Source organism: Bacillus cereus group sp. BfR-BA-01522 (assembly GCF_022662635.1).
Lineage (GTDB): Bacteria > Bacillota > Bacilli > Bacillales > Bacillaceae_G > Bacillus_A > Bacillus_A cytotoxicus.
This window is the reverse complement of record NZ_JAKUDY010000001.1, coordinates 374,620-399,191: the sequence shown is the minus strand read 5'-3', so window position 1 is coordinate 399,191 and position 24,572 is coordinate 374,620. Positions and strand designations below refer to the sequence as shown.

Sequence of the window (24,572 nt, the reverse complement as noted above, 5' to 3'; positions counted from 1 at the left end):
GAGAGCTTATCACTTTCGCCCTCTTTCTCTTTATTTATTAAGTTAATAAATCAAACAAAACAGGATTCTTGTTCAGTTCCAGAAATTGAATATGATTTTCCTTAAAACGAGCAATCAGTGGCTCATAATCTTCTTTATGTTTTAACTCTACACCGACAAGTGCAGGACCATTTTCTTTATTATGCTTCTTAATATACTCAAAACGAGTAATATCATCCTCAGGGCCTAATCCTTTATCAAGGAACTCTCGCAATGCTCCTGATCGCTGCGGAAATTGAATAATAAAATAATGTTTTATCCCTTCGTAAATGAGAGAGCGTTCTTTCATTTCTTGCATTCGGTCAATATCATTATTCCCACCGCTTAACACACAAACGACTGTCTTTCCTTTTATTTCATCTTTATAAAAATCGAGCGCTGCAATCGAGAGAGCTCCGGCAGGTTCTGCAACAATTGCATTCTTCTTATACAATTCTAAAATCGTTGTACAAATTTTCCCTTCAGGAACTAAGACAATATCATCTAACACATCTTTACAAGTCTCAAAAGTTAGCTTTCCTACTTTCTTTACCGCTGCACCATCTACAAAACTATCAATCATTTCTAGCGTTACATTTTCGTTTTGTAAAAAAGCTTCTTTCATCGACGCTGCCCCTTTAGGTTCCACACCGATGACTTTTGTATTTGGACTCACTCCCTTTACATATGTACCGATGCCAGAAGCGAGACCCCCACCGCCAATTGCTGTAAATACATAATCAATCGTTTTTTCCGTATCATGTAAAATCTCGACTGCCACTGTTCCTTGACCGGCAATTACGTGTGGATCATCAAAAGGATGTACAAATGTCATTCCATTTTCTTCACAATAGCGCTGCGCTTCTTGAAAGGAGCTATCAAATGTATCACCAACTAACATAATGTCTGCCACATCACCACCGAAAAATTTGACTTGCGATACTTTCTGCTTTGGCGTTGTCGTTGGCATAAAGATGTTCGCTGGAATTTCTAATAAATTACACGTATATGCAACGCCTTGTGCATGATTTCCAGCACTTGCGCACACAACTCCGTTTTGCAACTTCTCTTTTGATAAACTTTGAATTAAATTGTAAGCACCGCGAATTTTAAAGGAACGGATTACTTGTAAATCTTCTCTTTTCACATATACTTCACATTTATATTTCTCAGATAAAACTGCATCTCGTTGAAGTGGTGTTTTATTGACAATATCCTTTAAACAATTATGAGCCATAAGGATATCTTCAATTTTTACTCTCTCCTTTACCTTATGCACCATCTCATATCATTCCTTATCCTTTTTTTCTATCATTCAATCAAAGTTTTGCATTTTCAGTACTGCTCCAGTATTTGCTGATGTAACCATCTGGGCATAGCGGCCAAGCCATCCTGTTTTTACTTTCGGCTCTGGTCTTTTCCATTCTTTTCGGCGTTTCGCTAATTCCTCATCACTCACTTTCACTTCAAGCAAACGCTCCTCTACATCAATACAAACGATATCTCCTTGCTGAAGAAGTGCAATTTCCCCACCCGCAGCAGCTTCTGGGGAAATATGCCCGACAGAAATACCTCGTGATGCTCCCGAAAAACGGCCATCTGTTAATAGTGCTACATCAGCTCCTAGTCCCATACCAGCAATTGCTGATGTTGGAGCTAACATTTCTGGCATACCAGGCCCACCTCTTGGCCCTTCATAACGAATAACTACCACATCTCCTTTTTTTACTTTCCCAAGCATAATTCCCGCAAGTGCTTCATCTTGTGAATTAAAAATAACACACGGTCCTTCAAAACGCTTTACTTCTGTTGCACCACTTTTAATCACAGCACCATCTTTTGCGAGATTTCCTTTTAATATACGTAAGCCCCCCTCTTGGCTATGAGGATTTTCAAGCGAATGAATGACTTCTTTGTCTTGAATTTCAGCATCGGCAATATTTTCTCGTAACGTTTTCCCTGTAACTGTTATCCGATCTAAGTGCAGTACCCCTTCTTTTCTACTTAATTCTTTTAAAATAGCACTCATACCACCTGCACGATCGATATCTTCCATATGCCAATTTGAGGCTGGGCTTACTTTACATAAATGAGGAACTTTCCTTGAAACTACATCAATCCGGTTCATGTCATAGTCTAATCCTGCCTCTTGAGCAATTGCTAACGTATGTAATACTGTATTTGTAGATCCTCCCATTGCCATGTCAAGTGCAAACGCGTCATCAATGGCTTCTTCAGTGACAATGTCTCTCGGTTTAATATCACGTTCCATTAAAATTTTTAAACTCTCCGCTGCTCGTTGAATTAACTGCTCTCGGCGCGAGTCTGTCGCTAAGATGCTTCCATTTCCCGGGAGGGCTAATCCTAATACTTCACATAGACAGTTCATCGAATTCGCTGTAAACATACCCGAACAAGAGCCACAAGATGGACAACCGTGATCTTCAATATCTTTTAATTCTTCCTCTGAAATTTTTCCAGATTGATAAGCGCCTACTCCTTCAAAAACAGAGCTTAAGTCAACAACCTCTCCTTTTGACGTTTTTCCCGCTGCCATTGGTCCTCCTGAAACAAAAACCGTTGGAATGTTAATACGCATCGCAGCCATCATCATGCCCGGTGTAATTTTGTCACAGTTCGGAATACAAATCATGCCATCGAACCAATGCGCATTGACTACTGTTTCCACTGAATCAGCAATAATCTCACGACTTGGAAGGGAATAGCGCATACCGATATGCCCCATTGCAATTCCGTCATCGACTCCAATTGTGTTAAATTCAAATGGAACCATTCCCGCCGCACGTACAGCTTCCTTTACAAGGCGACCAAATTCATTTAAATGTTTATGCCCAGGAATAATTTCAATAAAAGAATTACAAATCGCTACAAACGGCTTGTGGAAGTCTTCATCTTTGAGCCCGGTTGCTTTTAATAAACTGCGATGCGGCGCTTTATCGAAACCTTTTTTAATCATGTCACTTCTCATATTTTCAATTCCTTTCCTCATACATTTTTACGCTGCTGTTTATTTTTTTGTTTCTAGCGGCTGAATTCAAGACATCCTTTCACGAAGTACTGCTCCTACCTTTTTCAGCCGATGCTTTTGCTCTTTCTTTTTCATTGCATACTACGCCTTACGTCCAGTTTAAAATTCTAATAACCTTTTCCCCTAAATTCTCCTTGCTGAATTTTGATAAGAACACATTTCATTTTATCCGTTGCGATTATCCTGTTACATGATCGCCAAATGCTGCTGTATTTGAAATAGAATGACACATATTGGTCACTCTATCTTCATACATGAAAGCGACAATCTCTGCTTATGATGTATTTACTTGCAAAACATCTACTACCTGTTTTAATATTTCTTGCCCCTTGTTTGGATAGATACGAAACTTATACACTTTGTTAACTAACATTGATTTCACCTCCTTTTAGTATATACTAATTATATACCAAACATAAGTATATACCGAAATGGAAGTGAAGTAGTATGGAACGTATTTCAAAATTAATTACGTTTCCTGCTGATTTAGTGGCAGAAATCGAAAAATACCAAAAGAAAATTACATCACGAGTTTTGCAGGTGCGGTTTACGAGCTTATTCGTAAAGGTTTAAGTGTGTCGGATCGTTAACGTGGCATAAGCCACGCCCTATCCGAAGGCGATTCATCACCCACCTACTCATTGGGCTATGCCCTGCACGTTCCTTGAGGTGGGTGTCTTCTCGCCTAAAAAGATAAAACGCACTATACACTGGTTAAATAGCTCCTCCCAGATAACCAAATACGGTTGTTTCACCTAATTTTTTCAAGCATTGAATAACATGACTTGCACCGCTCTCTTTCCCTTCTTCCAACTCCTTTTTCTTGCAAACTGTATGCCTATCTTCCATTTTTTACTCCTCCCCTATCTTTTACGCCAAACTCTCTGCTAGTCCTGGCACACGTACTCCTCGTTCTCTCGTTAACCGTTTAAACGCTTCGGTTAATTGTTTTGTTACCTCTCCAGGCTTTCCATCTCCAATTTCTCTTGCATCAACTTTTACAACTGGAATTAATTCAGCAGCAGTTCCCGTTAAAAACACTTCATCCGCTACATATACATCGTGACGGGTAAACGGTCTTTCTTCACATGGAATCCCCAATTTGTCACAAAGTTCAATCACGCTATTGCGAGTCACTCCTTCCAATGCCCCTAAGTAAGAAGGCGGTGTTACTACTTTTCCATCTTTCACTACAAAAACATTGTCTCCTGACCCTTCACAAACATATCCTTGTTGATTTAACATAAGTGCTTCTAGTGCACCCGCTTGCGCTGCTTCAATTTTCACTAGTACGTTATTTAAATAATTCATTGACTTAATACGTGGATCTAATGCATCTGGCATATTCCGGCGAGATGCAACCGATACAACGCTCAGACCATTATCATAAAATTCTTGAGGAAATAATTTTAATTGCTCTGCAATAATGATGACACTTGGCTTTTCGCAACTTCTTGGATCCAGTCCTAAATCCCCCTTTCCTCTTGAAACAATTAGTCGAATATATGCATCGGCATATCCATTTTTTTGTAACGTCTGTACAACCGCTTTTTCCATTTCTTCCACTGTCATTGGAATCGTGAGCAAAATAGATTTTGCAGATTCATATAACCGCTTTACATGCTCTTTTAAACAAAAGACATTTCCACCGTAACTACGAATTCCTTCAAATACACCGTCTCCATATAAAAACCCATGATCATATACCGAAACAACAGCCTTTTCCTTCTCTACTAATTCCCCATTCATATAAATATACTGCTTTTTCATCTTACATCGCTCCTCTTTTTCATCTCTTTATGCAATCTATCTTTAAATCGATTGCTGAGAAGAATATATAAAGACTAAATTTTCTGTATATTATTCATAAAAATATACTCGTCTCAGCAATCGATTCTTTACAACTTGTAGCAACCCATTGCTGAGACGAGGGAATCGTGGTACCACTCAGCTTCCTTATACTCCTCACGAAATATAAGCTCAGTAAGTCCAAATATGGACTTTTGTTCTGCTATCGGGAACAACTCCGCTACTCCCTACTCGTTTCCTTTCGTGAATAGTGCTCTGAGGTGATTTTCAATCAATAGATTTGTACTACCCTCACAGCCACGGGGTAGCTCTCTGAAACAAATCGTATCGTCTACTTTCCTCTTCTTCACATTCTTGTATTTTTTTAAATAAAAACTCTCGCCCCAACAATCAATCTCTACTCACTAGTAGATTTGATTGCTGAGGCGAGAGTTTCGCGTTACCACTCAGCTTCCTTATATTCCTCACGAAATATAAGCTCAGTAGGTCCCATCAGACCTCCGTCCATTTATCGGAGACGAGCCCGTCGCTCTCTACTCAAATTCCCTTTCGAAAGCGATGCTCCGAGGTGATTTTCAATGATTTGCTTGTTACCGCCCTCACAGCCACGGGGCAGCTCTCTGAAACATGCATCATCATCTACTTTCCTCTTCTTCACATATAAAATATGGTTAAATTAGAAAATTTAGAATTGACTTAAAAGTTATTAAACGTATTATAGAACTTTCTCTTTTTGATTGTCAATACATTTTCCAAAAATTTATTTTTAAAATCTAATCAGAATATTTTCAGTTAGATATTTCTTAATATTTTTTATTGCATAATAACATAGTTTATATAATACTTAATAAACACATCTATTTAGGAGGTATTACAAACATGTCAAAGAAAACATTCGAACTTGCAACCTTCGCCGGCGGCTGTTTTTGGTGTATGGTAAAACCATTTGATGAACTTCCAGGTATTCAAAAAGTTGTTTCAGGCTATACTGGTGGACATATTTCCAATCCAACATATGAACAAGTAAAATCTGGCACATCCGGGCATTTAGAGGTTGTTCAAATTACATTCGATCCTTCTATTTTTCCTTATCAAAAATTACTAGACTTATATTGGTCGCAAATTGATCCGACTGATGATGACGGACAATTTTTTGATCGTGGTCCATCTTATCGCACGGCAATTTTCTATCACAACGAAACCCAAAAAGAACTCGCTGAGAAGTCAAAACAATTGCTTGCTACTAGCGGTATATTTAACGAGCCAATCGTAACAGAAATTCGCCCAGCTGCACCTTTTTATGAAGCAGAAGAATACCATCAGCATTTCTACAAGAAAAATCCGAAGAAATATGCTCAGGAACGAAAAGAGTCTGGACGTGAAGACTTTATAAAAACAAATTGGCAGAAGAAATGATAAAAGGACGAAAAGAATCGTCCTTTATTTCTTAAGTCTTTCGATAAAATCATGTAATTTATCTAGCGAAGTCATATTTTGATTACATGCTATACTATCTTGACAAATATAATTTCCTTTTTTAACAAACGTGCCTGGCACATCTCCTTTTATTTCAACTAAAAACATGCCTACCTCTTCATGTCCATGACATAGTGCACAAATCCCTTTTTTATTTATACTTTGAAACGTCCCTTGAACGCCAACTAATTTATTATTCTTTTTTGCTATAATAAACCTTTTTCCCGTTCCCTTATCAGTCCAACCTAAATATGACATTTCTTTCATGTTTACTTCTTCCATTTCAGGAAGCTTCAATTTTTTCACTTTAGGAAATAATTTTTTTAATGCTTGTGGAGTAACTTCTTGAAACGGTATAACATACGGATTTAATTTAAGCAAAAATGCTTCCGCATCCTCTCTATTTTCAACTGCCAAAATTGTTTCAATTAATTCTTTCTGTTCACTATTTAAATTTTCAAAGGCGTGTAATACTTTTTCAATTGCAAGAGATTTCAAAGCCGTAATGACCCCTCTATCGTTTGCTGTTGCATGTCCATGCACAAGAATATGAGTTTGTGATTTTATAAAATTATATTGATCACTTCTAATAAATGCTTCCATCGTTATCACTCCATACAAATTATCAATCTGTTTTTATTGTATATAATACTTTTCTTTTATAAAATACCAAAAACAATTCATAAACAAACTATACATAAAAAAGCACTGATTATTTCAAAAGAATAATCAGTGCTTTTTACTATGATTTGGAATACACAATTTTTTTTATTGTTTCTACAGAAAGAAAATATTCTTCCGCTAATTGATAAATAGCAATCCCGTTTTCAAAAGCTTCTTTTATCTTTCGATTTCGCATATCGATTTGTTTTCTTCCCCCAGATCGTGTACCCCATTTATAATGTTCAGTTTCTTGTTTTGGAATGTAAATTGTTTCACCCTGTACATATTTTTGAATTTCTGCAATTAAACTTTCCGGTAAAACAGCTGTTGCTTTTACGTATCCCATGTTTGCTCGCCCCTTATTTCGTATGATTCATTTCAATAAGGGCAAAGCCAAATACAAAAATATACGAGCTCAATTTGGCGATTGTATATACATTGTCTACCTCACGCAAAGTATCGCCATTTCCATACTTGGCTTTGCATGAGACGCTGCAATGTCCGGCAATTGCATCATAATCGCCATAAAAACACCTCCAATATACCATTTATGGTTTCATTATATGATATTTGTTTCCTTCTTGCACCTTTATACATTTGAATATTCCACCATTTCTTTAAATAACTCCAATTACATTTAAAAATACAATAATGATAGCGACTGGTGCGATATAACGAAGTAAGAATAACCATAGTATGAATAATGTATATCCTTTATGTTTACTTACACCAAGCTCTCTCATTAATACATCTTTCTTCATTTTTAATGGAACGAATATAGAAACTAACAATACACCAAGCGGCATCAGTACATTACTTACTGCAAAATCTGCTAAATCGAAAACTGTCTTTCCAAAAACCTTAAAATCACTCAATACACCGTATGATAATGCCGATGGAATACCTACTACAAAAATCAATAACCCTACAATGATTGCAAACTTCTCGCGTCTCCCATTTCCTTTTGCTGTTAACGATGCAACACTAATTTCTAACATAGAAATAGCTGACGTAACTGTTGCAAAGAAGAATAGTAATAAGAAAATAACGAAGAATACTTTTCCAAACGCCATTTTACTGAAAATAGCAGGTAATACGATAAATAATAATCCTGGTCCTTGTGACGGTTCCATTCCAAATGCAAATACAACTGGGAAAATAGCAAGTCCTGCAAGCAATGTAATCATAAGTGTTAGTCCTACAATTGAAAATGCCGAACGCGGTAGACTTTCTTCCTTCGGTAAGTATGAACTATACGTTACCATTACTGCTACACCAACAGATAATGAAAAGAACGATTGTCCCATTGCATATAAAATAATTTCCGATGTCACATTTGAGAAATCTGGTTGCAAGAAGAAACGAACTCCTTCTCCAGCTCCATCTAATGTAAGAGCACGAATAATTAATATAAAGAATAAAACAAATAGCGCAGGCATAAAATATTTATTTACTTTTTCCACACCGTTTTGTACACCTTTACTTACAATGAAAATCGTCATAAGAATAAATAATAACTGTGATCCAACTGCTAAATAAGGATTGGAAATGATTTCACCAAATGTTGCTTCATATGCACCATTTCCTTCCCATAACCTTCCTGTAATTGCATTCCATAAATATAATAAAATCCAACCACCTACTACACTATAGAATGAAAGTAATATGAAACATGTTACAACACCTAATTTACCTAGCCATGGCCATAATGTTTTAGGAGCAATTTGTCTATATGCATCAACAGCTTCTTTTTGCGTACTCCTCCCAATTACAAATTCAGCTAATAAGAGCGGTAAACCAATTAATAATGTAAAACCGATAAAAATAAGAAAAAATGCTCCGCCGCCTCCAATCCCGGCCATATAAGGGAACTTCCAAATTGCCCCAAGTCCAATTGCTGAACCTGCAGCAGCTAATACAAAACCTAATTTTGATGTCCATTGCGGTGAATTCATATTGTAATCTCCTCTCTATTTCTCTTTATTCATTGCGTTCTAACATTAGCTATTTCTAGTAGAATCTCCTCCTCTTTAAATAAAAAAACTCCCTACGCAAATGCGTAGGGACGATTAAAATATCGCGGTACCACCCTAGTTATGAAGACACAACGACAGTAGGACCTTCAATAAAAAACGCCCCTACGCAAATACGTAGGGACGATTAAAACATCGCGGTACCACCCTAGTTGTGAAAAAACTCTTCACCACTTTATTTCATAACGGTATTCACTACCGTCTTTCATTTCCTCACAACGTGAGATTTATGAAAGATGCTCCAGGACGAACTTCATGAATAATCTATATACTGATTCACACCGACCATCAGCTCTCTGAAATAGGAAGACTTTCACTACTATAACCTTTCATTGCCCAAATATGATGTTTCCGAATTGATTAATATCATTTTTATCATATACTCAAAATGGTGTCAACTAAATTTTTATGTATAATCTATCTATTTTTTGCTGTGAAAATTCAAAATATGAATTTTCTATGAACCCTATTCCAATAGTGATGTTTATACTTTATTAAATACCATGACAGGTTTATAGTAATATAGATGGCTGCATGAGAGCAAAAGTGGGAGGAAAGTGTTTTGTCTACTTCAAAAGTGTTAAAAGGAACTGCTTTACTAAGCGGGGCCACAATGATTTCACGTATCTTAGGATTTATCTATTTCTTCCCCTTTCAATTATTAGTTGGTACACAAGGGGTTGCTTTATATGGATATGCATATTCTTGGTACGGTATCTTACTTAGTTTTTCAACAGCCGGCATTCCAATTGCCGTATCAAAATTTGTCGCAAAATATAATGCACTAGGTGATTATAGTACAAGTAAAAAACTCTATAACTCTAGTGTAAAATTGATGCTATTGATGGGGTTTTCTGGTTTTTTCATTTTATTTATCGGTGCTCCTTACATATCACAATTTATCATTCGTTCAAAAGCGCCAGATCCAAAGTTTATCGCTGATGTAACACTTACAATGCGGGCGCTCAGCTTTGCGCTTATTATTGTACCAGCAATGAGTGTCACACGCGGTTATTTTCAAGGCTTCCAGCATATGAAGCCAAGCGCCGTATCACAAGTTGTAGAACAAATTGCACGCGTCGTTTTCATTTTAGCTGGTAGTTTTGTTGTTACAAAGTTACTAGGTGGCTCTGTCGCTTCTTCTGTAGCAGTCGCTACATTTGGTGCTGCGGTCGGAGCGATTGCTAGCGTTTCGATTTTAATCATGTATTGGAAAAAATATAATCATCTAAAACCACCTAAAGGTGAGCTTAAATCAAGAGCATCTACTCTTCCGTTAAAAAGTATCTATATGGAATTACTTCGTTATGCAATTCCCATTGTATTTGTCGGCATCGCTATTCCGCTTTATACATTAGTCGATCAATACACAGTTGCTGACGCTTTAAGAGCTCTTGGCGAGCCATTAACAACAGCAAATGCTGTCTTCGCTTATATAGCGAACTATGCTCAAAAATTAATTATGATTCCAGCTTCCCTTGCAACTGGATTTTCATTAACAATTATTCCAGCTATAACAAAATCATTTACAAGTGGAAAACAAGAAGAATTACAAGAACAAATTACAAAGATATTTCAAGTATTATTATTCTTCACCATTCCAGCGGCATTCGGTCTAGCTAGTATTGCTTACGATGCATTCCGCATGGTTTATGTGAGCCACGATATCGCAGTAGGCGGTTCACAATACTTAATTTCCTATGCACCATCAGCTGTATTAAGCGCAATCTTTACCGTTTCAGCAGCCATTTTACAAGGAATTGATTATCAACGAAAAACAATGATTGCTTTCTCAGTAGGCATTCTTGTAAAACTGATTGTCAATACTCCTCTTCTATATGTATTAGGCGGACATGGAGCGGTACTTGGAACTATTCTCGGATATCTCGTTTCAGATGCCATTATGTTATACTGCATCGTTAAATTCGCAAAATTTGATATAAAAGAGACTATAAAAACAGTATGTCTTATTATCATTTATTCTGGCGCAATGTCCGCTATTGTCATGGCATTAAAAGCGATGATAGGATGGTTCATACCTGGACAGTCTTACATCGAATCATTACTTATCGTAATCATATGCGGCGTAGTTGGCGGCTTCGTCTATCTTTTATTTGTATTAACAAGCGGCCTTGCTTCACGCATTCTCGGTAATCACATTCAACGATTACCGATATTAGGAAAATTTATAAAATAAAAATAAGAGATGTAACGGTATAAATTGTTACATCTCTTATTTTTCTACTTTGCATGCTCTCGCAATCTATTATTCAAACAGCCCCATACTTAAATACCGTTCACCTGTATCAGGTGCAATACACAATACCTTCTTACCCGCACCTAATCGCTTCGCAATCATAATTGCGGCATAGACGGAAGCCCCTGAAGATGGTCCTACTAATAACCCTTCTTGTTTTGCTAAATTTCTCATCGTACTTAGCGCTTCTTCATCTGCAATTTGAATAATTTCGTTATATATTTCTGTATTTAAGTTTTTTGGAATAAACCCCGGACTGGTTCCAACTAGTTTATGAGGACCTGGCACACCGCCAGATAAAACAGGCGATCCTTTCGGCTCCACTACTACAATATGTAAATTGGGTAATTTCTCTTTCAACGTTTCCCCTGTCCCTGTAATTGTTCCACCTGTTCCAGCAGTCGCTACAAAGGCATCTAACTTCCCTTCCATTTGTTCATAAATTTCAAGTGCTGTTGTATAGCGATGAATATTTGGGTTTGCTGGATTTTCAAATTGCTGCGGGATAAAACTATTCGGTATTTGTTTTTGCAGTTCTATCGCTTTTGCAATTGCACCTGGCATTCTTTGTTCTGCCGGTGTCAAAATAACTTCTGCACCATATGCTTTTAACAGATTCATTCGTTCTTTTGACATATTATCCGGCATAATTAAAATCGCTTTATATCCTTTCGCCGCTGCATTCATCGCTAAACCAATTCCCGTATTTCCACTTGTCGGTTCAATAATCGTATCTCCCGGCTGAATAAAGCCTTGCTCCTCTGCAACATGAATTAAATGATAAGCTGCACGATCTTTCACACTACGAGATGGGTTAAACATTTCTAACTTTACATATACATCCGCCGCATCTTTCGGAACAAATTTAGATAATCGCACGACAGGTGTATCCCCTATTAATTCTGTAACATTTTTGCATAGTTTCATAGCGCATCCCCTATTCTATACGGATTTTTTATCACTCGGCAGTAACCAGGAAGTAAGTCCAATTAATGGTAAACAACTACATAATACCATAATGAACTGCAGACTATATATGTCAGCTAATTTCCCAAGAACGACAGCACCTAGCGCGCCAAGACCAAATGCAAGACCGACAATTAATCCTGATACCATCCCTACTTTCCCTGGCACAAGTTCTTGGGCATATACAACAATCACACTAAAGCTACTGGAACTAATGAAACCGATACATAAAAATAGTGGCACAACCCATAAAAGAGAAACATGCGGTAATAAAAGTGCAAGCGGCGCAGAACCTAGCATGGAGAACACAATAATATTTTTCTTACCAAATCGATCTGCGAGCGGTCCTCCAAAAAATGTTCCCAGTACGCCGGAAATCATAAAAGCAAATACAAAATATTGCGCATTCTTTATCGATAAACCATAATGCTCAATCAAATAAAATTGATAGAAGTTCCCAATACCAGCTCCATACCACGAACGAACAAATGTTAAAAAGATAAGGAGAACGATAATAAATTTAATATGCGCACTTACAATTGCATTTTCAGCCTCAAGTGCAGCTCGTTTCTTGCTTTTTACAGCACCGCTTACTAATTCATTTTTATACCACTTTGACACATACATTAATAATAGAATCCCTACTGCTGCAAAAGCCGTAAAACCAAGCGAACCTTTTTGACCAAGAGGAACGAAAATTACTGCTGTAAAAATTGGAGCAAGTGAATTACCAGTATTCCCCCCTACTTGATAAATCGCTTGTGCTAATCCACGCTTCGTACCAGATGCCATATACGCAACGCGGGCTCCTTCTGGATGAAAGACTGCTGAACCTAATCCGATAAATAAAACAGAAATAATAACAATAATAAAGTTTGGTGCAAATGCAAGACCAATCATTCCAAGCATGCTTGAGAACATACCGAGCGGTAGTAAAAATGGGGATGGCTTCTTATCTGAATACATCCCAAATACCGGTTGCATAACAGATGACGTCATATTTAGCGCAAACGCAATCCATCCGACTTGCATATAAGATAAATTCATCGTTTTTTCTAAAATTGGAAACAATGCCGGCACAACAGCTTGCATAGAATCATTCAAAAAATGACCGAAACTAATTGCAAATAAAATGCGATATATCGTTGGCGTCGTCACTACATTTTCTTTTGAAATTGCCTGCATATTTGAATTTCACCCTCCTTACAACATATATTTTTATGCGGGTATCATCACTTCTGACTTTTGAAACATTTCTATTCTATACTGATTTTATCTCTTTTTCCAACAATACAACTTTCCATAAAATATATTTTTCACATAAACTTTATTGGATTTAATTATAGAAATTTTCTTTATCTTCTTTTATACTAAATCAAAGATAAAGGGGAGGATGAAAGCGATGAAGAAAAAAACAAAGAGAGTTGCGGCGCTCTCACTTACATTGTCACTCGTTTTAACAGCTTGTGGTCAAAAACAAGAAACAACAACGAACAAAGACGAGAAAAAAGTAGCTACAAAACAAATATTAAACATTGTAGAAACCGGGGAAATTTCTACTCTTGATTCCTCTATCGCAACGGATGGTTTTTCCTATGCAGCTTTAAATAATGTGATGGAAGGGCTGTATATGCCTGGACCAGGTAACAAACCTGTACCAGGGGCAGCTGAATCTTACACATTAAGCGAGGATGGAAAAACATATATATTTAAACTTCGTCATTCAAACTGGTCAAATGGTGATCCTGTAACAGCGCATGACTTTGAATATGCATGGAAACGTGCAATAAATCCAGAAACAGCTTCTGAGTATGCCCATATTATGTTTGATATTAAAAATGCTGAAAAAGTAAATAAAAAAGCATTACCTCTCGATTCATTTGGTGTAAAAGCGCTTGATGATAAAACGCTTGAAGTACAATTAGAGCATCCTGTTCCATACTTTTTAGGGCTAATGGGATTTGCAACCTTTTATCCACAAAATCAAAAAGTAGTTGAAGCACAAGGGACAAATTATGGTCTCGAAGCTGCAAATGCAGTATATAATGGACCGTTCGTATTAAATGAATGGAAACATGATACAAGTTATAAAATGACGAAAAACCCAAACTACTGGGATCATAAAAATGTGAAATTACAAGAAATTAATGTCAATATCGTGAAAGACACTTCAGCAGCTGTTAATTTATTTGAAAGCAAACAAGTCGATCGTATCACAATTAATTCAGAATTTGTCGATAAATACCAAAACGATCCAAGCTTAAAGAAAATGGCACGTCCTTCTGTGACATTTTTTCGATTAAATCAAAAAAATCCTTTACTAGCAAATAAAAATGCTCGCAAAGCGATTTCTCTTTCCTTTGATAAAAAAGGAATTACAACAACCATTTTAAATAACGGTTCCATTCCTGCAAATGCTTTCATTCCAAAAGGCTTTGTAAAAGGACCCGATAATAAAGACTTTCGTAGTACAAGTAATGTCAAAGTAGAAACAAATATAAAAGAAGCGAAAAAACAATGGGAAACAGCAAAAAAAGAAACAAATCTACAAAATGTTTCTCTTTCCATCATATCAACTGATGAGTCAAACGATAAAAAAATAAGCGAATACTTAAAAGGCGAATTAGAGAAGAATCTACCTGGTTTAAAAATCACACTAAATCCACTTCCAGTAAAGGCATTTTTAGAACGTGAAGGAAATGGAGACTTTGAAATTTCACTTTCTACTTGGGGACCAGATTATCCTGACCCGACAACATTTTTAAATATGTTCGTAACAGATGGCCCTTTCAACAAAATGAACTATTCCAACAAACAATATGATGAATTAATGGAAAAAGCGAGTTCTTCTTTAACAACTGATTTACCAGCACGTTGGAAAGCGTTCCAAGATGCTGAGAAAATTCTAGTTGAAGATGATGCAGCAATTGCTCCAATCTTCCAAGCAGGGCTTATTTACTTAGAACGTCCAAGCGTAAAAGGTGTTGTCGTTCGTCCATTTGCGGGTATATATTCTTATAAATGGGCGTATATAACAGAGTAGAAAGAGACTCTGGTATATATAACTTTTCTTCTATCCTTTACTTACAAAAAGTACATCACTTCCGAATCGTGATGTACTTTTATTTTTGAATATATGTTTCACTTATTCAGACGCATCCAACTCTCGTTTTTCTTGTAACAGTTTTTCAAATTCCCTTTCTAATTTTTCGGACGGTTCAATACTTAACCGGCTTAGCACTTCTGATAATTTCGTTTCCAGTAAAAGACGTGTATCCTTTTTACGCTCTTGAGCTTGTTGTACTTGAGTTCGTTTATATTGTTGATAAGTTCCTTCAAACAGTTCAAGCTCTTGATTATGAATGGTTAAAATTCGTGTCGCGATATTTTCAATAAAGCGGCGATCATGTGAAACAAAGATGACACTCCCTTCGTATTCTTTTAGAAGAGATTCCAACGCTTCAACAGCTGTCATATCAAGAAAATTTGTCGGTTCATCCAAAATTAAAGTATTTATATCACTTAAAAATAGCTTTGTTAATGCCACTTTCACTCGTTCCCCACCACTTAAAACCTCTACAAGCTTATAAACATCCTCTCGAAAGAAATGCATTCTTGCAAGAACTGTTCGAATAAGCGTTTCATTCTGTTTGGAAGAAGACTGGACATTTTCGATAATGGATTTTGCTGGATCTAATATATTTAAATTTTGACTAAAATAGCCAACTTTTACAGCAGGAGAAAATCTAATCCCATACTCTTGATTCATAATTTGTTTTACGAGTGTTGTTTTCCCGCTCCCATTTGCACCGATAATTGCTAATTTGTCACCACCTCGAATATGAAAGCTTGCTTTTTTCCATAGCACACGTTTCCCAACTTTACCTATTCTATCATTCACTCGTAAAATAATTCGGTTTTTAAACGTTTCCGCATTCGGTAAGTCCATCTTAAGCGGCGGAAGCTCTTTTACTTTTTCTACCTTTCCAAGTTTTTCTAACCTTGTTATCATAGCGGTTGCTGTTTTTTGTAACTTCTTTTGTTTTTTTGCAAAATACGGCTTTGTAATTTTCGGTTCTAGCTTCCCTTCCTTCTTTGGAGTCTTTGTTGCTCGTTCCGCCTTTTTCTCTTTCAGCTTTACCGCTTCTTCCAACTGCTTTTTCTTTTTTTCATATTTTTCATATGCTAATTGTTCTTGTTGCCGCTCTATTTCTTTTTGTTTTACATATTCGCTATAGTTACCTGTATACACTTTTATTTTCCCTTCATCCAATTCCCATATCGTTGTGCAAAGAGCATCTAAAAACGCGCGGTCATGTGAAATGATAACAAATGCCCCTTTCCAATTTCCAAGCTTCTTCTCCAGCCATTCAATATGTCCTGTATCAAGGTTTGTCGTTGGTTCATCGGCAAGTAAAAGCTCCGGATCTTTCAGAACAGCTTTTTGAATATATTCTTGCGTCACTTCACCACCGCTTTTTGTTGTATCTGTTTGTTTCAGCTGCGGTAGAAGTTCACACCTCACACGTTGAACAATACTCCCTTCTTCCGGGACAATTTCTTTAGCTAATATTTGAAATAACGTTGTTTTTCCGCTTCCATTTCTACCAACTAACCCAATTCGAGCATTTTGATGAATTTGCAATTGATCTATATCAAGTAACAAGCGATCTTGTATATAGTACTTTATACGATTAGCTTCTAATAACAACATAGTAACATCTCCTCTTATCTCATTTAGAAGACAAAAAATGCCCCCTATATCCATTCAGAATAGGAGGCATAAATCATATATAGGTGTACACAAAAAGAGAAAACCCTACTCTCTTTGGGCCAACTATAGAAGTACATCCTATTCTGAAAAACGCAAATAAAAGGCATCACAAATAACAGCGTAATGGTCTGTTAAAAATAGCCTTCAATTGTTTGCTTTCATAAATAGGATTAATACTTCATGTAATTGGGTCACCCTTCCGTTCTTTCCATTTTATTCACACTACTTTTAATATAAGTGAATATTTGAAATACATTCAATATATTTTATTTCAAATAGCAAAACGCTTATACTTCTCAAAATCACTTATTTTGCATTCCAGCGAAAGTTTCGTACCTTCATTTTCATAACTCGTACATATAACATGTGCATACTCATTGAAATAAGAAACAATTTGCCCTTGATCATACGGGATTAACATTTCACACTTTGTATATTCTTTATAAATATGTGAACGAATCATTTCAACTAATTCTTCCATACCAATTTGTTTTTTCGCAGATAAATAAACGCGATCTTTCTTCGTTTTTGGAATTTCCACATCCATCATATCTGATTTATTATATGCATAAATTGTCGGAATGTTTTCAACTCCAATTTGTTTTAATGTTTGATTCGTAATTTCAATTAATTGCTCATAATTTGGATTCGAATAATCGACAACATGAATGAGTAAGTCTGCTTCTGCAACTTCTTCTAACGTTGAACGAAATGCCTTTACAAGATGGTGTGGTAACTTACTTACAAATCCAACTGTATCTGTTAATAAAAATGATTTATTATCCGGAAGCTCAATATTTCGAACAGACGTTTCTAATGTCGCAAATAACATATCCTTTTCAAATACTTGCTTCTCTATAGTTCCATTAAAGATTTCAAGCATTGCATTCATCGTCGTAGATTTTCCCGCGTTTGTATATCCTACTAATGCTACAACAGGAATTTCATTTTTCTTTCGTTGTTTTCGCTGCGTTTTGCGCTGTACAACAAGTGCTTCTAATTCTTTATTCAACACCGAAATTTGCTCTTCAATTTTTCGGCGATCTAATTCCAACTTTTTCTCACCGACACCTTTATTTTTCGTACCAACACCGCCACTTTGTCTTCCTAGCGATTCACGAAGGCCGACTAAACGGGGCATCATATATTGAAGATGAGCTACTTCTACTTGTAGCTGTGCTTCTTTCGTTTTTGCACGCTGGGCAAAAATATCTAAAATTAAAATCGTACGATCGATCACTTTACAGTCTAAGTCTTTTTCTAAATTTCGAATTTGCGAAGGAGATAGCTCATCATTGAAAATAACAATATTCGCATCAACTTCCTTCACATAGGCTGCTACTTCTCCAATCTTTCCTGTTCCAATATAATGAGAAGGATTTACACGTTGTAAATTTTGTGTAACTTGCCCGACAACTTCCACATCACATGCTTCTGCAAGATTTGCTAATTCCTCCATTGAATATTGAAAATCGCTTTCATGCCCTAAATTTACACCAACTAATATTGCTCTTTGTACAAATTCTTCCATACATGTTCCTCCATTTCGATTACGCAAACTAAAAAACACAGGCCACTGCCTGTGTTTTCATAAACGGACAAGGATACACGACAAATAGAAGAATATCGTGCTTCTTCTAAATTCCATGTGCAAAAATCCCCAAACGATATACGTATCCAATATGCATACATATATTCAACCATTCTATTTATAAAGGTAAAACAAAAAGAGGGGGTATTCGTCCCTCCCTCTTTTTCACATATGCGTTTTATAAAGGGTTCCTTTAAAAAATAGGCAGACTAATCCCGTTCACTCCGTACACAGACAGAGGCTTTGAGCACTATTCAATTATCGGCACAAAGTATTGAGACGTAATCTGATAAAAATCAAAGGAGACCCCTCCGTTCATTTAAAGTTACGTAAATTTTAGCATAATTCTATCGTTTCCACAAGAATAATCTCTATATAGGCGTAAAAAACATTTTCATGTTTCATGCACACCTTTTATCATGACAAAATTCTTCCGTACTATTTCATACTTACATCTTGCACAATTTCAAATTCCTCTTGCTGCTCCGCTTTTATTTCATAGTAATAAGAAGGTAGTTCTATACCATGTTCTAAAAAATAATCCTCAATTAATGAAATCATGACTTTCAATGTTTTCACACGTGCATATAATTTATTATTACTAGCGATAATATGCCACTTCGCATTCGGTTGATTTGTTTTTTCAAACATCTCTTCCATTGCTTCCACATACTCATCCCACTTTTCACGATTACGCCAATCTTCATCTGTAATTTTCCATCGTTTAAGAGGATTATTCTCTCTCTCCTTAAATCGCTTCAACTGTTCATCTTTACTCATATGATAAAAAAACTTTCCAATAATGTAATGATCATCCGTTAATACTTTCTCAAAGTCATTGATTTCATCATATGCTCTTGCCCACTCTTCCTGTGTAGCAAACCCTTCCACACGCTCAACTAAAACACGACCGTACCAAGAACGATCAAAAATTGCAATTTGTCCATACCGAGGAATTTCCCGCCAAAATCGTTGCAAATAATGATATCGTTTTTCATGAGGAGCAGGTGCAGCAATAGGTTTCACTTGAAATCCACGCGGATCAAGATGTTCGGTCACTCGCTTAATTGCTCCGCCCTTACCAGCCGCATCCCAGCCTTCCATAACCATAATAACAGCTACTTTTTCTTCTTTTAAAATCTGCTGTAATGCCAATAAATGTCTTTGATATTTTTTAAGTTTCTTATTATACTTCGATTTTGAATCAATTTTTTTCGTTAAATCTACATTAGCAAGCCACTCTTTTTTCATCCAATGTTTCCCCCTCTTTTATACGACAGTATTATTTTACCATTATTTTCATTCTTTTTATTCTTATACAAAAAATAACATTCATTGTATTTTTATATAAAATACAATGAATGTTATAATTTTAATTATCACCAGTTGTCTCCAGCACTGCTTCCAATTCTTTTCTACTCATAACATTGCTCACACAAAATTGCTTTTTGCCGTTTTGATTAATAATTGATCCAATACTCCAACTAGCATTCGTGAGTGACTTAGTAAGCTCAACCGAACAAAAAATCTTCTCCCTTAACACTTTCTTTCAAACAACTATGGCAAACTAGCTTTTTCTTCAAAAATATAATCATAACTTTCTCATCCTTATAATCAAAATATGCATGTATTTTTGCTTACTATGCAAGTAAGATCATATTCCCTCAACCAACTCTTTCTTTTTACATATATCGTATATTGTGACAAAAATGGAGAATACTAACAAATAAAGTTATAAAAGAATAGGGGCTTTGTAAAATGAAACGAAAAATATTTTTCTTACTTACTCTTCTTTGTATAGTATTGCCGATACAAGTAAGTGCCTTTACATTTCAAGAACTTCCTGTTGCCTCAAAGTCTAAACAATGGTATATCGAAATTGATAAATCTTACAACTCAAACAAACAAGCGATACAACCGAAGCAAGGTGTCTATGATACATATAGTTTATTCGTTAAAAATATCGGTAAAGATGTATCAAATGTATCTATAGAAATAGTTGGTAATGATCCATCAGCTAAAACTACATTTAACCCTACTGTACCACATACAAATGTCTCAAAAAGTCATACAAGTTTTGATTATATGGTTTTCCCACTATATTTTACTAGCCATACATTTAAAGTTGTCATGACTTGGGAAGAAAAAGAATTTACTTATAACGGGCATCCAGAAAGTAAAAGTAAAAAGATGAAACAAACATTTATATTTACTGAAGAATAACAAATTTTTCAAATCAAAAAGGTGTTTTCTGTGGAGAAAACACCTTTTTCGTTTATTACATTTTTAAATTACTTTTCAATGTCCAATATTTTTCTTGCTTATCTTTCATCGAAAACTCTACCCATCCATTTGGATCTTCACGATGAACTGTTACTTTTGATCCATTCGTTAATGTTCCCATTTCATTTTGTGTAATGTCTGGGATACTCTTAATTTTCAAATCGTATGGATACGGCACTTTATAATATTTTCCAGATGCCTGAACAGCAATTTCTCTATTTCCTAAATCCTTATATGGAATTTCATTTCCTAACGCTTCAACGTCTAAAGTATGTGGGTTTTTCGGTAATCTGTTAGCATTTTTATAATCATTTCGATCAAACGGCTTAATACGCTCCATTAAACCAGCAATTTTTCCAGCCCATTCTGGATCGGATGCATATTTCACATTCATACCAACTAATGTTGGACCATTATAATAGATTGCACCTTTCTCTAAATAACGTTCTCTCACGTAGTTAGCATTGTACGAAATACTATCACGGTATGTTGGTAAATATTTTGCATGATAGAATGGATCGCGATCATATGCACGTAGTCCAAATAAATTATGTTTACGATATGCAATCTCAGATCTTCCATATCCAGATTCTAAAATTGCATGTGCTGCTAAGTAAAGAGCATTTACACCATGTTCATTTTGTGCTGCAATAAAGTCTTGTCCATGGCCAATTAACGGACTATCAGAACGCGATTTCTTAAGAAAATTATCAATTTCTTCTGCTGTTACATTGGAAGCTAATGTTAAATCTAAATTTAAATAAGATTGTTCCGCATTAAATAAAAATTGTGCATATTCCTCACGTGTGACAGTTTTTGACGGATAAAATGCACCCGTTCCATCTCCCTCTGCCATTCCATTAGACTGTAACGCACTAATTGCATCTTTCGCCCAAGAATTCGGATCCACATCATGAAATGTATGATTCGCCTTTACTTTTAAATGATAAGCTCTTTGTAAAATCATTGCCATTTCAGCGCGAGTTAATGAATCCTTTGGTCTAAAGTTTTTGTTCTCATCCCCTGTAAAGATTCCCATCTCCGTTAAAGCTAAAATCTCATTTGGAAACATTGTTGTACTTGCACTTACATCATGATATGGATTTTTATATTCTGCTTTCGCTTCTGGTTTCAATGCACGATAAATAAGTGCAGCTACTTGTTCACGCGTTACGCTGTCTCCCAATCCAAATTTACCGTTGTCATAACCTGCAATGATGTTTCGATTTGCTAAATCATTGATTGCCTCATATGCCCAATGACTCTTTGGTACATCTGAAAATCCTTTTTCTGCCGCAAATGAGGTTGTTGGAACCATTATAACTTGTAGTGCAGCTGTCATTGCTAAAACGTTAGAAATTACTTTTTTCATCTTACTCTTAACACGTTATGTACTTACTTGTCCCGTGTTAACTAGCCTCCTTTTTTCATAAAATACTAGCATTTCATCTATCAAACTCATTCATACTCTCCTCTTCTTATAAGAAGGAGATAAAAATACCCTATGCTACGAGATAAATTAGCTAACGATAAAAGTATACGTTATTAAAATCAACTAATCTAGCCCTATATCTTAAAAATTAATATAAAACGATATATTTCTCTATTTTAATGAAAAATTATATTGTAAAAAAAACAGTTTATCTGAATGCTAGATTTGAAAATCAAATCGCTATTTGACTAATTGGCACTTGAATACGTCAGACCTTTTCCATTTGTACTCCCCTCTTTTTCACTGCTTACAAACTTAAAAAAAATAATTTTCTAAATTTAAATAAATAACTTGATTCCTCGGAAAATTTAAATTATTATAAAACACATGTTACCAACAACTTCATAACTGAAACACTCTCGCCTAAAACGTGAGATAGAGGTTGCAGCACTTATGATTATTCTAAAGGAGACACAGAGATGTCAATGAGTTTAGAGGAAAGGAAGTGTTGCCGAAATCGATAAATTTCTCTGCATTTATCGATTGGGGCTGTTTTCGAATAGAAACAGAACTGTCATATATACAGACGTGTATATATGAAGAGCTATCTACAAAAAAGAGATATCATGTTTATACTGATATTCCTTTTTTGGCGATTTTTTTATTAGCTCCGTTTTCTGTTTCCCTTTTCCTGTAACAGCACCATCCTCATCTATTTGAGATGGTGTTTTTTCTTTTCTGTCCGGTAACTACAGGAATATTGGGGATTTTCATATTACTCTCCTATATTACATTTCCTGATGTATTGTGAAAAATAAGCTGAAAGAAGGAATGAACGATGGAAACGATTGTGCAAAAATTCGGCGGTACTTCTGTCGGAAATATTCAACGCATTCAACATGTCGCTAATTTAATGATCGAAGAGTACGAAAAAGGACATAATGTCGTCACTGTCGTCTCAGCAATGGGCAAAAGTACTGACGAACTCGTTGCACTTGCTACTTCTATTACAGAAAATCCAAGTAAGCGCGAATTAGACATGCTGCTGACAACTGGTGAACAAGTAACAATTTCACTCTTAACAATGGCATTGCAAACAAAAGGATATCAAGCGATTTCATTAACAGGTTGGCAAGCTGGTATTACAACTGAACCTGTGCACGGAAATGCTCGCATTACCGATATCCATACAGAGCGAATCCAATCTTATTTACAAGAAGGGACAATTGTTATTGTGGCTGGTTTCCAAGGATTAAGTGAAGAAAAAGAAATTACAACCCTAGGCCGAGGTGGTTCTGATACAACTGCTGTTGCATTAGCAGCTGCTCTTAAAGCAAAGAAATGTGATATTTATACGGACGTAACTGGTGTTTACACAACTGATCCACGCGTTGTAAATAATGCATATAAATTAGATGAAATCTCTTATGATGAAATGTTAGAACTTGCCAACTTAGGGGCTGGTGTCTTACATCCGCGTGCTGTTGAATTTGCGAAAAACCATAATGTCGTATTAGAAGTCCGTTCCAGTATGGAACAAGAAAACGGAACAATTGTAAGGGGAGAATGTAACATGGAACAACAATCCATCGTAAAAGGTATTGCATTTGAAGATAATATTACACGCGTTACAATAAAAGGATTAGAGCATGACTCATTATCAACGATTTTCTCTACATTAGCAGAGGCTCATATTAATGTTGATATTATTATTCAAAGTATTACAAATGAAGGAACTGTGCATCTATCTTTCTCTATTCATTCAAATGATTTAAGAGAAACATTAGAAGCATTAAAACAAAATCAAGAAACACTTCACTATGAATCTGTAGAATATGAAAATCATCTTGCGAAAGTATCCATTGTAGGTTCTGGGATGGTGTCCAATCCAGGCGTCGCTGCCCATATGTTCTCTACATTAAAAGAAGAAAACATTCATGTTAAAATGGTAAGTACATCTGAAATTAAAATATCTGTTGTTATTGATCGTCTACATTTAGTAGATGGTGTAGAAGCACTTCACCAAGCGTTTATGACAAAAGTTGAACCATTGGTACAAATGAATAAATAAACTTGCTACATAACAGCAAAGAATATTTCTTTGTTGTTATTTTTTCTCTAGCTAATTATGATTATGTTACACTATGAAACACGAAATGTTTTCCATATCATTTAAAAAGGTAAGAAAACAATATTGATATAATAAAAAACAATTTCCCCT

General features: G+C 35.7%; 19 protein-coding genes, 1 pseudogene, 1 riboswitch and 3 other annotated features. Of the genes and pseudogenes, 6 read left to right on the top strand and 14 right to left on the bottom strand.

Annotated elements, in window-relative coordinates; genetic code table 11:
- Nucleotides 1–37: 37 nt before the first annotated feature.
- The 3 genes from ilvA to MR059_RS02090 all read right to left on the bottom strand — a co-directional run bounded on the left by ilvA (nt 38) and on the right by MR059_RS02090 (nt 3,440).
- Nucleotides 38–1,300 carry a threonine ammonia-lyase IlvA gene (gene ilvA, locus MR059_RS02105; RefSeq protein WP_012093940.1) on the bottom strand — a complete coding sequence of 421 codons (1,263 nt, stop codon included), beginning with the start codon at nt 1,298–1,300 and terminating at the stop codon, nt 38–40.
- A gap of 33 nt (nt 1,301–1,333) precedes the next feature.
- Entirely contained in the window at nt 1,334–3,007 is a 1,674-nt protein-coding gene (ilvD, locus tag MR059_RS02100; protein ID WP_087094832.1) for a dihydroxy-acid dehydratase, read from the bottom strand.
- Between the two features lie 334 nt (nt 3,008–3,341).
- Nucleotides 3,342–3,440, bottom strand: coding sequence for a helix-turn-helix domain-containing protein (locus MR059_RS02090; protein WP_081428362.1), 99 nt, complete (start codon nt 3,438–3,440; stop codon nt 3,342–3,344).
- A 74-nt stretch (nt 3,441–3,514) separates the two neighbouring features.
- Between MR059_RS02090 and MR059_RS21760 the strand changes: the two genes are divergently transcribed.
- Nucleotides 3,515–3,640 carry a hypothetical protein gene (locus MR059_RS21760; protein ID WP_277927651.1) on the top strand — a complete coding sequence of 42 codons (126 nt, stop codon included), beginning with the start codon at nt 3,515–3,517 and terminating at the stop codon, nt 3,638–3,640.
- Nucleotides 3,641–3,784: 144 nt separating this feature from the next.
- Here the strand turns inward: MR059_RS21760 and MR059_RS02085 are convergent.
- Nucleotides 3,785–3,916: pseudogene (locus MR059_RS02085) on the bottom strand (thiamine pyrophosphate-binding protein); the annotation flags it as partial.
- Nucleotides 3,917–3,937: 21 nt separating this feature from the next.
- On the bottom strand, nt 3,938–4,837 hold the full coding sequence (gene ilvE / locus MR059_RS02080) for a branched-chain-amino-acid transaminase (protein ID WP_012093937.1): 900 nt from the start codon (nt 4,835–4,837) through the stop codon (nt 3,938–3,940).
- Between the two features lie 149 nt (nt 4,838–4,986).
- Nucleotides 4,987–5,232 (bottom strand) — a binding site (T-box leader).
- A 62-nt stretch (nt 5,233–5,294) separates the two neighbouring features.
- Nucleotides 5,295–5,540, bottom strand: a binding site (T-box leader).
- A gap of 215 nt (nt 5,541–5,755) precedes the next feature.
- Between ilvE and msrA the strand changes: the two genes are divergently transcribed.
- Nucleotides 5,756–6,292, top strand: a complete 537-nt coding sequence (gene msrA / locus MR059_RS02075) for a peptide-methionine (S)-S-oxide reductase MsrA (protein ID WP_087094791.1) — start codon at nt 5,756–5,758, stop codon at nt 6,290–6,292.
- Nucleotides 6,293–6,316: 24 nt separating this feature from the next.
- On the opposite strand, the gene MR059_RS02070 is transcribed toward msrA, so the two are convergent.
- From MR059_RS02070 to MR059_RS02060, 3 genes are all read right to left on the bottom strand, one after another.
- On the bottom strand, nt 6,317–6,955 hold the full coding sequence (locus MR059_RS02070) for a FusB/FusC family EF-G-binding protein (RefSeq protein WP_012093935.1): 639 nt from the start codon (nt 6,953–6,955) through the stop codon (nt 6,317–6,319).
- 139 nt (nt 6,956–7,094) lie between these two features.
- A complete protein-coding gene (locus MR059_RS02065) occupies nt 7,095–7,361 on the bottom strand; it encodes a CD3324 family protein (RefSeq protein WP_012093934.1) in 267 nt (88 codons plus the stop codon).
- A gap of 271 nt (nt 7,362–7,632) precedes the next feature.
- Entirely contained in the window at nt 7,633–8,970 is a 1,338-nt protein-coding gene (locus tag MR059_RS02060; protein WP_012093933.1) for a sodium-dependent transporter, read from the bottom strand.
- A 194-nt stretch (nt 8,971–9,164) separates the two neighbouring features.
- Nucleotides 9,165–9,390: a binding site (T-box leader), on the bottom strand.
- Between the two features lie 220 nt (nt 9,391–9,610).
- On the opposite strand from MR059_RS02060, the gene MR059_RS02055 reads away from it, so the two are divergent.
- Nucleotides 9,611–11,245, top strand: a complete 1,635-nt coding sequence (locus tag MR059_RS02055; protein WP_242161459.1) for a putative polysaccharide biosynthesis protein — start codon at nt 9,611–9,613, stop codon at nt 11,243–11,245.
- 69 nt (nt 11,246–11,314) lie between these two features.
- On the opposite strand, the gene cysK is transcribed toward MR059_RS02055, so the two are convergent.
- Both cysK and MR059_RS02045 read right to left on the bottom strand, forming a co-directional pair.
- On the bottom strand, nt 11,315–12,232 hold the full coding sequence (gene cysK, locus MR059_RS02050) for a cysteine synthase A (protein WP_012093931.1): 918 nt from the start codon (nt 12,230–12,232) through the stop codon (nt 11,315–11,317).
- Nucleotides 12,233–12,247: 15 nt separating this feature from the next.
- Entirely contained in the window at nt 12,248–13,456 is a 1,209-nt protein-coding gene (locus tag MR059_RS02045) for an MFS transporter (protein ID WP_242161458.1), read from the bottom strand.
- A 217-nt stretch (nt 13,457–13,673) separates the two neighbouring features.
- Here MR059_RS02045 and MR059_RS02040 point away from each other — a divergent pair, with 217 nt between their 5' ends.
- Nucleotides 13,674–15,314, top strand: coding sequence for a peptide ABC transporter substrate-binding protein (locus MR059_RS02040; RefSeq protein WP_012093929.1), 1,641 nt, complete (start codon nt 13,674–13,676; stop codon nt 15,312–15,314).
- A gap of 102 nt (nt 15,315–15,416) precedes the next feature.
- On the opposite strand, the gene MR059_RS02035 is transcribed toward MR059_RS02040, so the two are convergent.
- The 3 genes from MR059_RS02035 to MR059_RS02025 form a co-directional block, all read right to left on the bottom strand.
- Nucleotides 15,417–16,985 (bottom strand): Vga family ABC-F type ribosomal protection protein, encoded by a 1,569-nt coding sequence (locus MR059_RS02035; protein ID WP_242161456.1) that lies wholly within the window; start codon nt 16,983–16,985, stop codon nt 15,417–15,419.
- A 331-nt stretch (nt 16,986–17,316) separates the two neighbouring features.
- Nucleotides 17,317–18,576: a GTPase HflX gene (hflX, locus tag MR059_RS02030; protein ID WP_012093927.1), complete on the bottom strand. Its 1,260-nt coding sequence runs from the start codon at nt 18,574–18,576 to the stop codon at nt 17,317–17,319.
- 498 nt (nt 18,577–19,074) lie between these two features.
- Nucleotides 19,075–19,887 carry a polyphosphate kinase 2 family protein gene (locus MR059_RS02025; protein ID WP_012093926.1) on the bottom strand — a complete coding sequence of 271 codons (813 nt, stop codon included), beginning with the start codon at nt 19,885–19,887 and terminating at the stop codon, nt 19,075–19,077.
- Between the two features lie 507 nt (nt 19,888–20,394).
- Here MR059_RS02025 and MR059_RS02020 point away from each other — a divergent pair.
- The gene (locus MR059_RS02020; RefSeq protein WP_242161454.1) at nt 20,395–20,859 is read left to right on the top strand and encodes a hypothetical protein; all 465 of its coding nucleotides are present in this window, start codon (nt 20,395–20,397) and stop codon (nt 20,857–20,859) included.
- A gap of 55 nt (nt 20,860–20,914) precedes the next feature.
- On the opposite strand, the gene MR059_RS02015 is transcribed toward MR059_RS02020, so the two are convergent.
- Nucleotides 20,915–22,291, bottom strand: a complete 1,377-nt coding sequence (locus MR059_RS02015) for an S-layer homology domain-containing protein (protein ID WP_012093924.1) — start codon at nt 22,289–22,291, stop codon at nt 20,915–20,917.
- Nucleotides 22,292–22,779: 488 nt separating this feature from the next.
- Nucleotides 22,780–22,966: riboswitch (Lysine riboswitch) on the top strand.
- 223 nt (nt 22,967–23,189) lie between these two features.
- Between MR059_RS02015 and MR059_RS02010 the strand changes: the two genes are divergently transcribed.
- Nucleotides 23,190–24,422 (top strand): aspartate kinase, encoded by a 1,233-nt coding sequence (locus MR059_RS02010; RefSeq protein WP_087098385.1) that lies wholly within the window; start codon nt 23,190–23,192, stop codon nt 24,420–24,422.
- Nucleotides 24,423–24,572 lie beyond the last annotated feature (150 nt).

Coding starts and splice junctions, on each gene's coding strand:
- MR059_RS02040 (WP_012093929.1), top strand. CDS start 13,674: ATGAAGAAAAAAACAAAGAGAGTTGCGGCGCTCTCACTTACATTGTCA.
- hflX (WP_012093927.1), bottom strand. CDS start 18,576: ATGGAAGAATTTGTACAAAGAGCAATATTAGTTGGTGTAAATTTAGGG.
- ilvD (WP_087094832.1), bottom strand. CDS start 3,007: ATGAGAAGTGACATGATTAAAAAAGGTTTCGATAAAGCGCCGCATCGC.
- ilvE (WP_012093937.1), bottom strand. CDS start 4,837: ATGAAAAAGCAGTATATTTATATGAATGGGGAATTAGTAGAGAAGGAA.
- MR059_RS02020 (WP_242161454.1), top strand. CDS start 20,395: ATGAAACGAAAAATATTTTTCTTACTTACTCTTCTTTGTATAGTATTG.
- MR059_RS02010 (WP_087098385.1), top strand. CDS start 23,190: ATGGAAACGATTGTGCAAAAATTCGGCGGTACTTCTGTCGGAAATATT.
- MR059_RS02035 (WP_242161456.1), bottom strand. CDS start 16,985: ATGTTGTTATTAGAAGCTAATCGTATAAAGTACTATATACAAGATCGC.
- MR059_RS02070 (WP_012093935.1), bottom strand. CDS start 6,955: ATGGAAGCATTTATTAGAAGTGATCAATATAATTTTATAAAATCACAA.
- MR059_RS02090 (WP_081428362.1), bottom strand. CDS start 3,440: ATGTTAGTTAACAAAGTGTATAAGTTTCGTATCTATCCAAACAAGGGG.
- MR059_RS21760 (WP_277927651.1), top strand. CDS start 3,515: ATGGAACGTATTTCAAAATTAATTACGTTTCCTGCTGATTTAGTGGCA.
- msrA (WP_087094791.1), top strand. CDS start 5,756: ATGTCAAAGAAAACATTCGAACTTGCAACCTTCGCCGGCGGCTGTTTT.
- MR059_RS02015 (WP_012093924.1), bottom strand. CDS start 22,291: ATGAAAAAAGTAATTTCTAACGTTTTAGCAATGACAGCTGCACTACAA.
- MR059_RS02060 (WP_012093933.1), bottom strand. CDS start 8,970: ATGAATTCACCGCAATGGACATCAAAATTAGGTTTTGTATTAGCTGCT.
- MR059_RS02045 (WP_242161458.1), bottom strand. CDS start 13,456: ATGCAGGCAATTTCAAAAGAAAATGTAGTGACGACGCCAACGATATAT.
- ilvA (WP_012093940.1), bottom strand. CDS start 1,300: ATGGTGCATAAGGTAAAGGAGAGAGTAAAAATTGAAGATATCCTTATG.
- MR059_RS02025 (WP_012093926.1), bottom strand. CDS start 19,887: ATGAAAAAAGAGTGGCTTGCTAATGTAGATTTAACGAAAAAAATTGAT.
- cysK (WP_012093931.1), bottom strand. CDS start 12,232: ATGAAACTATGCAAAAATGTTACAGAATTAATAGGGGATACACCTGTC.
- MR059_RS02065 (WP_012093934.1), bottom strand. CDS start 7,361: ATGGGATACGTAAAAGCAACAGCTGTTTTACCGGAAAGTTTAATTGCA.